This is a genomic window from Streptomyces sp. NPDC048255 (assembly GCF_040652415.1).
Lineage (GTDB): Bacteria > Actinomycetota > Actinomycetes > Streptomycetales > Streptomycetaceae > Streptomyces.
The window spans coordinates 88042-101778 of the sequence record NZ_JBEZMA010000009.1 but is presented as its reverse complement, the minus strand read 5'-3'; the positions used below and the strand labels follow the sequence as shown (position 1 = coordinate 101778).

Annotated in this window: 11 protein-coding genes; 6 read left to right on the top strand and 5 right to left on the bottom strand. The window is 73.8% G+C overall.

Features of this window, described 5'->3' with window-relative positions; all coding sequences use genetic code 11:
• Positions 1–79: 79 nt before the first annotated feature.
• Positions 80–1696, bottom strand: coding sequence for a molybdopterin-dependent oxidoreductase (locus AB0D94_RS10780; RefSeq protein WP_362048886.1), 1617 nt, complete (start codon positions 1694–1696; stop codon positions 80–82).
• Positions 1697–2127: 431 nt separating this feature from the next.
• On the opposite strand from AB0D94_RS10780, the gene sigK reads away from it, so the two are divergent.
• From sigK to AB0D94_RS10765, 3 genes are all read left to right on the top strand, one after another.
• Entirely contained in the window at positions 2128–2652 is a 525-nt protein-coding gene (gene sigK / locus AB0D94_RS10775; protein WP_362048883.1) for an ECF RNA polymerase sigma factor SigK, read from the top strand.
• On the top strand, positions 2649–3395 hold the full coding sequence (locus AB0D94_RS10770) for an anti-sigma factor (RefSeq protein ID WP_362048880.1): 747 nt from the start codon (positions 2649–2651) through the stop codon (positions 3393–3395). Before sigK ends, AB0D94_RS10770 begins: the two co-directional genes overlap by 4 nt.
• A gap of 234 nt (positions 3396–3629) precedes the next feature.
• Positions 3630–4568 carry a TAXI family TRAP transporter solute-binding subunit gene (locus AB0D94_RS10765; protein WP_362049106.1) on the top strand — a complete coding sequence of 313 codons (939 nt, stop codon included), beginning with the start codon at positions 3630–3632 and terminating at the stop codon, positions 4566–4568.
• 4 nt (positions 4569–4572) lie between these two features.
• Here the strand turns inward: AB0D94_RS10765 and AB0D94_RS10760 are convergent, their stop codons facing one another.
• The 3 genes from AB0D94_RS10760 to AB0D94_RS10750 are packed head-to-tail and all read right to left on the bottom strand — an operon-like array spanning position 4573 to position 8173.
• Positions 4573–6009 carry a HAMP domain-containing sensor histidine kinase gene (locus AB0D94_RS10760; RefSeq protein ID WP_362048877.1) on the bottom strand — a complete coding sequence of 479 codons (1437 nt, stop codon included), beginning with the start codon at positions 6007–6009 and terminating at the stop codon, positions 4573–4575.
• Positions 6006–6737 carry a response regulator transcription factor gene (locus AB0D94_RS10755; RefSeq protein ID WP_362048874.1) on the bottom strand — a complete coding sequence of 244 codons (732 nt, stop codon included), beginning with the start codon at positions 6735–6737 and terminating at the stop codon, positions 6006–6008. The genes AB0D94_RS10760 and AB0D94_RS10755 overlap by 4 nt, the downstream gene beginning before the upstream one ends.
• A gap of 35 nt (positions 6738–6772) precedes the next feature.
• Positions 6773–8173 (bottom strand): MFS transporter, encoded by a 1401-nt coding sequence (locus AB0D94_RS10750; RefSeq protein ID WP_362048871.1) that lies wholly within the window; start codon positions 8171–8173, stop codon positions 6773–6775.
• A 216-nt stretch (positions 8174–8389) separates the two neighbouring features.
• Between AB0D94_RS10750 and AB0D94_RS10745 the strand changes: the two genes are divergently transcribed.
• Positions 8390–9358, top strand: a complete 969-nt coding sequence (locus tag AB0D94_RS10745) for a glycosyltransferase family A protein (protein WP_362048868.1) — start codon at positions 8390–8392, stop codon at positions 9356–9358.
• 247 nt (positions 9359–9605) lie between these two features.
• Here AB0D94_RS10745 and AB0D94_RS10740 read toward each other — a convergent pair whose 3' ends face one another.
• Positions 9606–11072 carry a kelch repeat-containing protein gene (locus tag AB0D94_RS10740; protein ID WP_362048865.1) on the bottom strand — a complete coding sequence of 489 codons (1467 nt, stop codon included), beginning with the start codon at positions 11070–11072 and terminating at the stop codon, positions 9606–9608.
• 259 nt (positions 11073–11331) lie between these two features.
• Between AB0D94_RS10740 and AB0D94_RS10735 the strand changes: the two genes are divergently transcribed.
• Entirely contained in the window at positions 11332–11886 is a 555-nt protein-coding gene (locus tag AB0D94_RS10735) for a PadR family transcriptional regulator (RefSeq protein WP_362048862.1), read from the top strand.
• A 118-nt stretch (positions 11887–12004) separates the two neighbouring features.
• Positions 12005–13729 (top strand): acyl-CoA dehydrogenase family protein, encoded by a 1725-nt coding sequence (locus AB0D94_RS10730; RefSeq protein WP_362048859.1) that lies wholly within the window; start codon positions 12005–12007, stop codon positions 13727–13729.
• The last annotated feature ends 8 nt before the right edge of the window (positions 13730–13737 follow it).

Genomic DNA, 13737 nt, shown 5'->3' with positions numbered 1-13737 from the left:
GCCGGCCGGGTGGTTCGGTGGTCAGGCAGGCAGGCAGGCAGGCAGGCAGGCAGTCGGTCAGGCAGGCAGTCAGGTGGCTTCAGGGCTGCTCCGCGGTGACGAAGACGCTGTGCCGGCCGCTCGCCCCGTCGGGAACGGTCCGGGCGCGTTCCTCGGTCTGCACCGCTCCGGTGCCGTCGGTGGCACGGACGGTGAGCGTGTGGCCGCCGGGGGCCGCCTCCCATGCGAAGGCCCACTGCCGCCAGGTGTCGGTGGTGGCCTGGACCGCCAGGTCCGCGTCCTGCCAGGGCCCGTCGTCGACCCGGACCTCGACGCGGGTGATCCCGCGGTGCTGGGCCCAGGCGACCCCGGCGACCGTGACCTTCCCGGCGGCGGGGCGGGCGAAGGGCTTCGGCGTGTCGATGCGGGCCTGTGTCTTGACGGGCGCCTTCCGGGCCCAGCCCCGCTTGACCCAGTACGGGTCGTACCGGTCGAAGGTGGTGAGCTCCAGGTCCTCGATCCACTTGCAGGCCGCCACGTACCCGTAGAGGCCGGGGACGAGCATCCGTACGGGGAAGCCGTGGTCGAAGGGCAGCGGCTCGCCGTTCATGCCGACCGCGAGCATCGCGTCGCGGCCGTCCATGACCTCCTCGACGGGGGAGCCGAGCGTCATGCCGTCCACCGAGCGGGCGACGAGCTGGTCCGCCCGGCCGCCCTGGGAGGGCGGCCGCACCCCGCACTCGCGCAGCAGGCCGGCCAGCGGTACGCCGAGCCAGCGGGCGTGTCCGGTGTACGGGCCGCCCACCTCGTTGGAGACGCAGGTCAGGGTGATGTCCCGCTCGATCAGCGGGCGCTCCAGCAGTTCCCCGAAGGTGTAGGTGCGCGGGCGTCCCACCCCCGTGCCCCGGATCCGCAGGCGCCAGGTCGCGGCGTCCACCGCGGGCACGACCAGTGCCGTGTCGACCCGGTAGAAGTCCCCGTTCGGTGTGGTGAAGGGGCCGATGCCCGCCACCTCCAGCTGAGCCCCCGCCGGTACGGGGGCCGCCGGGGAAGCGGCCGCGGGAAGGACGACCGCCGCGCGGGAGGCCGCGGCGCCCCGCCCGCGCCGGCCGGTCAGGGCGCGCCCGAGGGCGCCCGCCCCCGCGGCGGCCACCACGGTGACCGAGGCCGCCGCCAGGAACCCCCGCCTGGACCAGCCGCCGCCGGCCTCAGCCTCGGCCTCGGCCTCGGTCGGGACGTCGTACGGGGCCTCGCGCGGGGCGGCGGCCGGGGTGAGCTTCCCGGCCAGCACGTACAGCACGACCGCACCGGCCAGGGCTCCGGCCACCGAGGGCAGGGCGTCGGCGGCCCCCCGGGCGTCCGGCCGGCTGAGGGCGGCCGCGGCCCCGACCGCGCCGAGGAGCAGGACGGCGACGCAGCCGGCCCGCCGGTGGCGCAGCGCGAGCAGGCCCAGGGCCACGGCGAGGACGCCGAGGACGGCCAGGATGCCGAGTTGCAGGACGAGCTTGTCGTCCTCGCCGAAGGTGCGGACGGCGAAGTCCTTCACCGGAGCCGGCGTCCGGTCGATCGCCGCCCCGCCCACCACGGTCACCGGCCCGGTCCGCGGCCGCACCAGTGAGGCGACGGCTCCGGCCACCGTCAGCGCGGTGCAACCGGACAGCACACCGGAGACGGCGCCGAGGGCGCGGTGGGAGAGGGTCGTACGGAGGCTGCTCACACCCAGCCTTCGGAGTGCTCCGCCCGGCGGATTGGCCGTTCCCGAACGGCTCGCGGCGGACGGTGTGTTGACATGCGTTCGCGCGATCCGTAGAGAAGGGCAATCCGTACGGGCCGGGGCTACGAAGGGAAGCTGAGACCGCCGTACGGCGGGCCCGCGGCCGTCCCCCGTCACCCGGGGCCGGCCCCGTCCGGGAGCGAAGGGTTGTTCATGCGAGGAATGCACCAGGGCGGACGCCCCGACAGCGCACGGCGCGAAGCGGCCCAGCTGCGCGAGGAGCGGATCCGGTGAGCCGGCCCCTGCCGCTCGGCCGGCGGCGGACGGGCGCCGGCCGCGGGCCGGAAGGAACGGGTCGAGCGGACGGTGCGCAAGGCGCGCAAGGAGCGCAAGGAGCGCAGCGAGCGCGAGGGACCCAAGAGCTGGAAGACGTCATGCGGCGGGTGGCCCACGGGGACAAGGAGGCCTTCTCGACCCTCTACGACGGCGTGGTGAACACGGTGTTCGGCATCGCGCTGAAGGTCGTCCGCGACCGCGCCCAGGCGGAGGAGGTCGCCCAGGAGGTCATGATCGACCTGTGGCGCCAGGCGGCCCGCTACCGCCCCGAGGCGGGCAGCGTGAAGACCTGGGTGGCCACGCTCGCGCACCGCAGGGCGGTCGACCGCGTCCGGTCGGCCCAGGCCGCCGCCGACCGGGACCTCGACACGGCCGTACGCGAACGGCAGCGGCCCTTCGACGAGGTGGCCGAACAGGTCGAGACGCGCCTGGAGAGCGAGCAGGTGCGCCGCTGCCTGCGCACCCTGACCGACCTCCAGCACCAGGCCGTCACCATGGCCTACTACCAGGGCCTGACCTACCGCGAGGTGGCTGAGACGCTGCGGGCCCCGCTGCCCACCATCAAGACCCGTATGCGCGACGGACTGATCCGGCTGCGCGACTGCATGGGGGTGACCACATGAAGCACGACGGAGAACCGCACACCCTGGCCGCCGCGTACGCACTCGACGCACTCGGCACCGAGGAGCACGAGGCGTTCCTGGCGCACCTGGAGCGATGCGCGTCGTGCACGGCGGAGGTGAGCGGCTTCTCGGCCACGGCGGCGCGCCTCGCCGCAGCCGTCGGCGTGCCCGCGCCGGCGCACATGAAGCAGGCGGTCATGGACCGCGTGGACACGGTCCGCCAGCTTCCGCCGCAGTTCCGGTCCGCCCGGTCCGTCAGGCTCGGCACCGTGCTGATGCGCAAGGCCGGCCCGTTCGCCGTAGCGGCGAGCCTGGTCACCGCCGTGGCCTTCGGCGCGATCGCCGTCCGGCAGCACCAGCAGGCCGAACAGGCCCGTACGCAGGCCCAGCAGGCCGACCGGCAGGTGCGGGTCCTGACCGGCGTGATGACCGCGCCCGACGCCAGGACCGTCCACGGACGCACCAGCACAGGCGCCAGTACGTCCGTCGTCACCTCCGCGCGGCTGGGCCAGGCCGTCTTCCTCAGCAGCGGCCTGCCACCGGCGGCCGCAGGGCAGACCTACCAGCTGTGGTTCGACGACCGGGGCACGATGCGGCCCGCCGGACTGCTCCAGCAGGACGGAGCCCTCCTGATGCAGGGTGCCCCGGGCCGGGCCCGCGCGGTCGGGCTGACGCTGGAACCCGCGGGCGGCTCCCCCCGGCCCACCACCCGCCCCCTGATGCTCCTGAACCTGCCGACCTGACCGCGGCGCGCTCCACGGCAGCCCCGAGGCCGGGACGGAGGGGGCCCGTAGCCCTCTCGTTCCGGGCCGGGTGGTTGACGTAACGTCACCCTCGCCCCGGTCAGGCCCCCGGGTCGGAGGAGACGCGACGTGCCCGCCCCGGACAGCAGCTACGCCGACGAGACCGGGAGTCCGGCGCCATGGCCGGGGCGTGCCGGTCGGGCCCGTGGACCTCGGCCGAGCCGCCGACAGGTCCTGGGCGCCGGGTTCGGCGCGGCCGCGGCCGCCCTGTCGGCGGGGTGCTCGGGGGGCTCCGGTCCGGTGCGGCGGCTACGGCTCGCCACGGGGCCGGAGGGAGGCCCGTACAACGCCTTCGGGAAGGCCCTGGCGCAGGCCGTCGCCGCGCGGGGCCGGGGGCTGGAGATCGTTCCGGTCAGCACCGCGGCGAGCGTGGACAACCTGCGCCAGCTGGACGAGGGCTCCGTCGAGCTCGCCCTGGCCATGGCGGACGCGGCCGAGGACGCGGTGCTGGGGCGCGAGCCGTTCCGGCGCCCGGTCCCGGTGACGGCCCTGGCCCGGGTCTACGTGAACTACACGCACCTCCTCGTCCCGGCGGACGGCCCGGTGCGGTCGATGGAGGCCCTCGCCGGCCGGCCGGTCGCGGCAGGTGCGGCGGGGTCGGGGGTGCAGGTGGTGGCGGGGCGCCTGTTGCGGGCGGCCGGACTGAGCGAGGGCCCCTCGGCGGTGGGCGAGCGCCGGCTGGGCCTCGCAGCGTCCGCGAAGGCCCTGCGCGAGGGCGCGGTGGACGCCCTGTTCTGGTCCGGCGGTGTGCCCACGCCCGCACTGTCGGAGCTGGCGCGTGAACTGCCCCTGCGGTTCCTGCCGCTGGACGGCCACGTGAGCGCCCTGCGCGCACGCCACGGCCCCGTCTACACGACCGTCACGCTCCCGGCCGGGGTGTACGGGCTGACGGAGCCGGTGGGGACCGTCGGGGTCGGCAACTACCTGCTGGCCCGCGCGGACGTGGCGCGCAGCGGCGTGCGCGACCTGCTCCAGGTGGTCTTCGAGCGGTGGAGCGATCTGCTCCGGGAGGTGACGGCGGGGGCCCGGCTGGAGCCCCGGTTCGCCATCTCGACCGGTGAAGTGCCGCTCCACCCGGGGGCGGTGGCGTACTACCGGTCCGTGTACGGCTGAGGGGTCAGGGCCGGGGACACGGGAGGCGCAGCTCGACGACCAGGCCGTGCGGAGCGTTCCCGCTGACCAGGAGCAGGCCGCCGCTGACCCGGGCGATCTCGTCGGCGATGGCCAGCCCCAGTCCGCTGCCGGGAACGTTCTGATGCGCGGGGGCGCGGGCGAAACGCCTCAGCAACAGCGGGAGTTGGTCCTCCGGCACGCCCGGTCCGTCGTCGGCGACCCGTACGGTGACGGTTCCCCCGTCCGCATCCCCCGCGGCGCGGACCTCTACGCGGCCGCCGCGCGGGACGAACTTGACGGCGTTGTCGAGGAGCGCGTCCAGGACCCGGCCCACCGCGTCGGGCAGGCCGCGCGCCCGCAGCCCCTCCGGCAGAGCGGTGACCACCAGCTCCAGCCCGGCTTCGCCGTGGACCGCCGACCAGGCCCGCACCCGTTCCCGTACCGCCTGCGACACGTCCTGGTCGGCCGGCTCCGCCGTGGCGGACTCCACCCGGGCCAGCGCCAGCAGGCCGTCGAGCAGCTCCGCCAGGCGCTCCGCCTCGTCCAGGGCGCGGGAGTGCTCGGCCCGGCCGGGCCCGGGGGAGAGGTGCGGTTCGACGTTCTCCAGCTGGAGCACCAGGGTGGCCAGCGGATTGCGCAGCTGGTGGGAGGCGTCGGCGACGAAGTCGCGCTGACGGCCGATGGATTCGGCCATGGCTTCCGCCATCACGTTGAAGTGCTGGCGGAGGTTGCGCAGTTCGGGCGGTCCGGTGTCGGAGACGGCCCGCGCCTGGAGGCTGCCGGCGGTCAGCCGTTCCACCGTCCGGTCCAGATCGAGGACCGGACGCATCAGCCAGCGCGTGATGCCCGCCGCCACCAGCGCCGCCGCCGTGAAGGCGCCGACGGCCCCGGCGGCGATGAGCGACCAGCGCACGGTCACGTCCCGGCGGGCGGCCGCGGTGGGTACGGTCAGCAGCACCGCCCCGCTGACCCGCTCGTCCCGGCCCACCGGCTCGGCGATCACGGCGGTCGTCGGGCTCCAGGGGCGGACGGTGGGCAGCCGGTCCGTGGAGCGCCCGGTGAGGGCGCGGCGCCGGGCGTCCGCCACCTCGGATGAGGTATCGGAGGGGGCGCCGGGGGAGGAGCCGGAGGTGGCGTCGGCGGGGGCTTCCGCGGAGGGGTCCGCCCCGGAGTGCGCGAGGGTCGCCCCCGCGGTGTCGACCACGACCACCGAGGCCCCGTACAGCTGGGCGTACCGGCTGATCTCGGCGGACAGCTCCAGCCGGTCGGCCTCGGTGCGCATCCGGTCGGCGAGGTCGGCGAACCGCACGGCTTCCGAACGCCGTTGCAGGAGCAGGTGTTCGGTCCGGCCGCGCGCGTAGGCGTCGGCGAGGGGCAGCGAGAGCAGCAGCGCCGCGGCGCCCATGAGCACCATCAGCACCGCCAGGAGCCTGCGCCTCATGGCCGGCCGAGCTGGTAGCCGAACCCGTGCACGGTCCGCACCAGGCCCGAGCGGCCCGTCTTGGCCCGGATGCCCGCGACGTGCACGTCCAGCGAGCGGGAGGCGGCGAGGAAGGCGTCGCCCCAGATCCGGTCCATGATCTCCTCGCGGGAGCGCACGTGGTCAGGCCGGGAGGCCAGGAAGGCGAGCACGTCGAACTCGCGGCGGGTCAGGCGCACTTCGGCGCCCGCCACGGTGACCGTACGCCCCGCCAGGTCCACCTCGACGTCTCCGGCGCGAACGAGCCGGCCGCCGCCCCCGCCACCCCCGTGGGCGGTGGCGGCGGCCGGGTCCGTGGGGCCGGTGGCCGGGTCGCCGTCCGTACGGCCGGGACGCGGGCCCGTCCGCCGGCGTACGGTGTCGATACGGGCCATCAGCTCGGCCATCCGGAACGGCTTGACCACGTAGTCGTCGGCGCCCGCCCGCAACCCCTGCACGATGTCGCGCTCCTCGCAGCGCGCGGTCACCACGATCAGCGGCGCGTCGCAGACGGTACGCAGCCGCCGCAGCAGCTCCAGCCCGTCCAGGTCGGGCAGCCCCAGGTCGAGCAGGACGAAGTCGGCCTCGCGGACGTGCCGCAGGGCGTCCAGCGCGCGGCCGACCCTGCGGACCGAGTGCCCGCGCTGGGCAAGGGCGGTGCCGAGTGCCTGGGCCATGCGGTCGTCGTCCTCGACGAGAAGCGCGTGCATGGGGAGTTCCCTCGTGACCTGTGAACCGGGCCGGCTCAGCTTACGGGAGCCGTCGCCGTCCGCTCCCGGCCTGCGGCGCCGGCCTCGGTGCCCGCCCCGGCGTCGGCCTCCGCCTCCGCGCGGCTGAGCGCCGTGTTGCGGGTGTCCGGCATCAGGACGTAGGTGACGAGGGAGATCAGCGCGCACCCGGAGACGTACCAGAAGAACATCGTCTCGCGGCCGTTGCTCTTGAACCACAGGGCCACGTACTCCGCCGTACCGCCGAACAGGGCGTTGGCGACGGCGTACGGCAGCGCCACGCCCAGGGCGCGCACCCGCGTCGGGAACAGCTCGGCCTTGACCGCCGCGTTGATCGACGTGTAGCCGGTGACGATCACCAGGGCCAGCAGGGACAGCCCCAGCGCGGACCAGTACGAGGACACCGACCCGAGCGCGGTCATGATCGGGTACGTCCCGACCGTGCAGCCCACGGCGAAGGTGATCAGTAGCGGACGGCGGCCGATCCGGTCGGACAGCATCCCGGCGAAGGGCTGCAGCACGGCGAAGAGGGTCAGGGCGGTGAAGCTCACCAGGGTGGCCGTCGTCTTCGCCATCCCCGCACTGCCGACCAGGTACTTGGTGAGGTACGTCGTGTACGTGTAGTACGCGACGGTGCCGCCCAGGGTGAGCGCCATGACCAGGCCCGCCTGCCGCCGGTGCTCCCACAGGGCCTTCAGCGACCCGCGCGCGCTGTCGTCGTGGGCCTCCTCGCCCGAGGGCTCCTCCTTGAACGCGTCCGTCTCCTGGAGCCTCCTGCGCAGCCAGAAGACGACCACCGCGAACAGCGCCCCGAGGACGAACGGGATCCGCCAGCCCCAGCTCTCCAACTGGGCCGTGGTGAGCGTGTGCTGCATCGTGATCAGGATGCCGAGGCCGAGCAGCTGCCCGCAGGTCATCGACACGTACTGGAACGACGAGCCCAGCCCGCGGCGGTTGCGGGCCGACACCTCGGTGAGGTAGGTGGCGCTGGCCGCGTACTCGCCGCCGATGCTCATCCCCTGGAGCAGACGCGCCAGCAGCAGCACCAGCGCGCCGAAGTAGCCGGCCTGCTCGTAGGTCGGGGCGACGGCGATCAGCAGGGCGGCCACCGACATCATGGTGACGGTGAGCGTGAGCGCGCTCTTGCGCCCGTGCCGGTCGGCGGCGCGGCCGAGGATCCACCCGCCGACGGGGCGCATCAGGAAGCCGACCGCGAAGATCCCGGCGGTGTTCATCAGCTGGGTGGTCGGATTGTCGCCGGGGAAGAAGGAGTCGGCGAAGTAGATCGCGAAGCTGGCGTAGACGAACCAGTCGTACCACTCGACGAGGTTGCCGAGCGACCCGCCGATCAAAGCGGTACGGCGCTTCCTGCGCTCGTCTGCGGGCGGTGGCGCGGGCACGACGGCGGACGAGGACATGGCGGCTCCAGACGCAGGTCCCGGGCGGGAGAAGGAGAGGTGCCCAGAGCATGCAAGCACCGCTCCGGCCCTACAAGGACCGGCACCGAGATCTAACATTCCGCTAAGAAAGCCCGGACCACCGGCGGATGGCCGGTCATCACAGGGGGTGCGCAGTGGTGAAGGCGAAGGTGCCGCACCGAGGTGTCCCCCGCCCCTCCGGAAGGACTGCAGGCCATGCACCGCGACCGCTTCACGGCCGGGACGGCCACCTTCGTCATGCCGCACTACAGCGACGGTTCCGGGACCGGGGCCCATGACCATCTCCGCGAGGCCGTCGCGAGCCTGCGGGAGCAGACCGACCCGTCCTGGCGGCTGGTCGTGGTCGACGACGGATCCCCGCACCGCAGGGACCGTGAGCGGGTCCGGGTGCTCCAGGAGGCGGACCGCGAGCGGGTGACAGTCCTGCAGCAGGACGTCAACCGGGGGCAGGGCTTCTGCCGCAACGTGGGGGTCCGCTGGGCCGCGGCCCAGGGCGCGCCGTTCGTCCTCTTCCTCGACGCGGACGACATCGCGCACCCGCGGCGGCTCGAACGGACCCGGCAGGTCTTCGCCGAGCACCCCGAGGTGGACTTCCTCTACTCGACGTTCCGCGTCATCGACGAGAACGGACGGCCCGTCGCCCGGGAGCGGCTGACGCCCTCGGTACGGGAGGTCCTCGACTCGCACGACCGGCCGGTCGAGGGGCCGAACGCCTGGATCCGGATCGGTGCGGAGACCGGCTACACCTCACTGACCTCCACCGTCTCGGTCCGCACCGGCCTGGCGTCGGCGTACCCGTTCCCCGAAGTGCGGGCCTCGGAGGATGCGCACGCCTGGCTGCGCATGGCGGCGGGCGGCACCTCGTTCAAGTACGACCCCGAGATCCCGGCCCAGTACCGGATCCCGCAGGGGGTGGCGGGGTCCGCCGACCGGAGCCGGATCGGCCCCGACTACTACCGGCGCAAGATGGAAGTCGACACCGACGGTTTCCGGCAGGCACTCGACATCGCGCTGCGCCGCGGATCGGTCGAGCCCGGTGAGGCCCCGCAACTGCTGGAGGGGTTCCGGCGCCGCCTGGCACTCACGATGGAACGGGAAGGCCGCTCCGACCTGGCCGCGCACATCCTCACGGCTGCGCGGCGGGAGGCGGAAGGGGTCCTCTAGGCCCTGTCCGGGCGATCTTCGCGGGCCCGCGCCGCCTGGCACGGCGCCTCGCCGCGTTGTCGGACCGCGCGAGTACGGCCGAGTACGAGCTGCGATCCTCCGCCTTGCGATGCACCGCACCGGACGACGCGGGCTGATCCACGAAGATCGCCCGGACAGGACCTAGAGCACCGGGACCGGGTTTCCGCCCGGACCGCGGCGGGCCGGTGCCGTGGGGGCGCCGGCCCGGAGGGGTGTCGCGGGTGGCTCAGGGCCGGAGGCCGATCGTGGTGACCGGCGTGCTGATCGGCGTGGGCTTAAGGCTCGGCTTCGGGCTGGGCGTGGGGGCGGGGGTGGCGACCGGGGTCGGGGTCGGAGAGGGCGACGAGCCGGGCGTCACCGCGGGGGCGGGCGCCGGCACGGGTGAGGGTGCGTCGGCCGTCGTGGGGCCGGGAGCGGGAGTCGCCATCCGGTCGGGCGCGGCCTCACCGAAGGGATCGGTCGGCGCCGAGGGCCGGGCCGACGGCCGGGCCGAGGGCGCCGGCTTGGGTGCCGACGGTGTGGCTGTAGCCGTGGGCTTCGGCTCCGGCTTCGGGTGGTGCGTGGCCCGCGCGCGTTCGATCGCGAGTGCCTCCGTAGGCGCGGGGGTGCTGCCGGCGTCGCTGCGTCCGGCGATCGCGTACACGCAGTCCTGCTTCTTGTTCTTGGGACACGGTGCGTGTGCGGCGGCGAGTTCCCGGTGCGGCGTGGGCATGGAGGGCATGGTCACCCAGGTGTTGGCGACAGTGCTGTAGGCCTCGACCGTGTCCAGGGTGCCGGCGGTGCCGAGCCCGCCCAGGACGTACACGCACTGCCCCCTCAGCCCCTCGGGGCAGGGCGCCGTCGCCGCAGCGACCCAGTCGTCGCGTCCGGTGGGCATGTCGGGCAGGTGCATCCAGCCGTTCAGGACGGGGCTGTACACCTCTGCCGAGGGGAGGGCGCTGGCGGTGTCGTTGGATCCGCCCATGGCGTACACACAGGTGCCGCGCAACCCGAGAGCCCCCGGGCAGGGGGCTGCCGCACCACCGTGGGCCACGCGGGGGATCTGGAGGTCAGCCACGGTGGCCCAGGTGCCGGTGGCCGGACTGTAGGCCTCCACTGTGTTGTGTACCGGGTTGATGAGGTCGTTGCCGCCGAAGACGTACACGCACGTCCCCCTCAGCCCCAGCCCGTCGGCGCACGGTGCGGTGGCCGCCGCCGCACCGGCGCGGGCGGTCGGCATGGGGGGCAGCGTCAGCCAGGTGCCCGTCTCCGTGCTGAACGCCTCCGCGGTGGCAACGGCTGTGGTTCCGACCGTACCCCCGACGGCGTACACGCAGTCGCCCCTCACCCCGTCCGGGCAGGGGGCCGTCGATGAGGCGACGGAGACACGAGGCGTCTTCAGCGGGGGCAGTGTGGCCCACACGTTGGTGTGCGGGCTGTACGCCTCGAACCGGTCGGGGCCGAGGTCGCCGCCGACGGTGTACACACAGGTTCCGTGCAGGCCTTCGGGGCAGTGCGCCGTAGCGGCCGCCAGGGCGTTGCGAGGAGTCGGGATCGTCGGGACGGTGACCCACACGCCCTGCGCGCTGGCCGACGTGACGGCCAGGGCCAGCAGCGGGACGACGGCCAGGACGGCCAGGCGTCGCCAGCCCCGGCGCCGTGGTCGGCCCGGCGGCGGCTCCTCTGCGTGGTCACTGCGCGGCATGCGGCTCATGAGGGCCTCTCTTCTCCTGACGGTGCCTCGGCACGTACTGCCGCGGCGTAAGGGGCAGCACGGTGACGCTATATACGACAATGCGACGATTGCCTGTTATGGCGCCCGAATGCGGAGGGCGCGCCGCACTTGATCACCCGCGCAGGGGACCCGGCCGGCCGTACCGGCCTCCGTCGGGGCGGACACCTGCCGCGTGAGCCGCGTCTCACCCGCGCGGTGCCGCTTGTCTATGCAACGAGTTGCATAGAAGGATCGGGGCATGGCACTCGAGCACGCGATCCTCGTCTCCCTCCTGGAGAAGCCGGGCTCCGGCTACGAGCTGGCCCGTCGGTTCGACCGCTCCATCGGCTACTTCTGGACCGCCACCCACCAGCAGATCTACCGCGTGCTCAAGCGCATGGAGGGCGACGGCTGGATCGACGTCCTCGAAGTGGCGCAGCGGACGAGGCCGGACAAGAAGGAGTACTCGGTCGCCGCGGCGGGCCGGTCCGCCCTCTCCGCCTGGCTCCACGAGCCGATCCAGCCCGACAGCGTCCGGCACGAGCTCGCCGTGAAGATCCGCGGCGCGGCCTACGACGACCCGGCCGCGCTGATCCGCGAGGTCGAGCGGCACCACCGGGCGCACGCCGACCGGCTCACCCACTACCTCGCGGGGGAACTGCGCGACTTCACCGGCCCGGACGCCCCCGCGGTGTCCGACGCCGGGCGGGAGCTCCAGCACGTGGTCCTCCGCGGCGGCATCGCCTACGAGCGGATGCAACTCGCCTGGCTCCAGGACGTCCTGGACACGCTCCACCGGCTCGCCGAGCACTGACCCGGCCGGCCCCGGCCCGGGCTGATCCGAGCCCGGCCGGCCCGGCTCTGCTCCGCCGCGCCGGCCCCTCCCGGTCCGGCGCCCCGTCCTCCCGATCCCGACCTGAAAGGGACCCCTCATGTCCGACCCGCTGCTGTTCAACCCGCGCACCTACGACCCCGCGCACTTCGACCCCGAGACCCGCTGGCTGCTGCGCGCCACCGTCGACTGGTTCGAGGACCGCGGCAAGCGCAGGCTGATCGAGGACTACCGCTCGCGTGCCTGGCTGGCGGACTTCCTCGCGTTCTCCGCGAAGGAGGGGCTCTTCGCGACGTTCCTGACCCCGGCCCCCGCCGCCGGCGACGAGGAGCCGGACAAGCGCTGGGACACCGCGCGGATCGCGGCCCTCAACGAGATCTTCGGCTTCTACGGCCTGGACTACTGGTACGCGTGGCAGGTCACCATCCTCGGCCTCGGCCCGGTCTGGCAGAGCGACAACGCCGCCGCCCGCAGCCGAGCCGCCGAACTCCTCTCCGAGGGCGAGGTGTTCGCCTTCGGACTCTCCGAGAAGACCCACGGCGCCGACATCTACTCCACCGACATGCTGCTGGAGCCCGATGGTGACGGCGGCTTCCGCGCCACCGGCTCCAAGTACTACATCGGCAACGGCAACGCGGCCGGCCTCGTCTCCGTCTTCGGCCGCCGCACCGACGTGGAAGGCCCCGACGGCTACGTCTTCTTCGCCGCCGACAGCCGCCACCCGGCGTACCACCTCGTGAAGAACGTCGTCGACTCCTCCAAGTACGTCAGCGAGTTCCGCCTGGAGGACTACCCGGTCGGCGCCGAAGACGTCCTGCACACCGGCCGCGCCGCCTTCGACGCCGCCCTCAACACGGTCAACGTCGGCAAGTTCAACCTCTGCACCGCCTCGATCGGCATCTGCGAGCACGCGATGTACGAGGCCGTCACCCACGCGCAGAACCGCATCCTCTACGGCCGTCCCGTCACCGCCTTCCCGCACGTGCGCCGCGAACTGGCCGACGCCTACGTCCGCCTCGTCGGGATGAAGCTGTTCAGCGACCGCGCCGTCGACTACTTCCGCTCCGCCGGCCCCGACGACCGCCGCTACCTGCTGTTCAACCCGATGACCAAGATGAAGGTGACCACGGAGGGCGAGAAGGTCATCGACCTGATGTGGGACGTCATCGCGGCCAAGGGCTTCGAGAAGGACACCTACTTCGCCCAGGCGGCCGTCGAGATCCGCGGCCTGCCGAAGCTGGAGGGCACGGTCCACGTAAACCTCGCCCTGATCCTCAAGTTCATGCGCAACCACCTGCTGGCCCCGGCCGAGTACGCCCCCGTGCCGACCCGGCTCGACGCGGCCGACGACGCCTTCCTCTTCCAGCAGGGCCCGGCCCGCGGTCTGGGCTCCGTACGCTTCCACGACTGGCGCCCCGCCTACGACGCGTACGCCGCCGTCCCCAACGTCAGCCGCTTCCGCGAGCAGGCCGACGCCCTGTGCGCGTTCGTCACCACCGCCGCGCCCGACGAGGAGCAGAGCCGCGACCTCGACCTCCTCCTCTCCGTGGGCCAGCTGTTCGCCCTGGTGGTGCACGGGCAGCTGATCCTGGAGCAGGCGCGCCTGACCGGGCTCGACGAGGACGTCCTCGACGAGCTGTTCGGCGTCCTCGTACGCGACTTCTCGGCCCACGCGGTCGAGCTGTACGGCAAGGACTCCGCCACCGCGGACCAGCAGAGCTGGGCGCTCGGCGCGGTCCGCCGCCCGGTCGTCGACGCCGACCGCTCGGCCCGCGTGTGGGAGCGCGTGGAGGCGCTGGCCGGGGCGTACGAGATGGCGCCCTGAGGCCTGAC

Coding starts and splice junctions, on each gene's coding strand:
- AB0D94_RS10760 (WP_362048877.1), bottom strand. CDS start 6,009: ATGAGGCGCAGGCTCCTGGCGGTGCTGATGGTGCTCATGGGCGCCGCG.
- sigK (WP_362048883.1), top strand. CDS start 2,128: ATGCGGCGGGTGGCCCACGGGGACAAGGAGGCCTTCTCGACCCTCTAC.
- AB0D94_RS10735 (WP_362048862.1), top strand. CDS start 11,332: ATGGCACTCGAGCACGCGATCCTCGTCTCCCTCCTGGAGAAGCCGGGC.
- AB0D94_RS10730 (WP_362048859.1), top strand. CDS start 12,005: ATGTCCGACCCGCTGCTGTTCAACCCGCGCACCTACGACCCCGCGCAC.
- AB0D94_RS10745 (WP_362048868.1), top strand. CDS start 8,390: ATGCACCGCGACCGCTTCACGGCCGGGACGGCCACCTTCGTCATGCCG.
- AB0D94_RS10750 (WP_362048871.1), bottom strand. CDS start 8,173: ATGTCCTCGTCCGCCGTCGTGCCCGCGCCACCGCCCGCAGACGAGCGC.
- AB0D94_RS10740 (WP_362048865.1), bottom strand. CDS start 11,072: ATGAGCCGCATGCCGCGCAGTGACCACGCAGAGGAGCCGCCGCCGGGC.
- AB0D94_RS10770 (WP_362048880.1), top strand. CDS start 2,649: ATGAAGCACGACGGAGAACCGCACACCCTGGCCGCCGCGTACGCACTC.
- AB0D94_RS10755 (WP_362048874.1), bottom strand. CDS start 6,737: ATGCACGCGCTTCTCGTCGAGGACGACGACCGCATGGCCCAGGCACTC.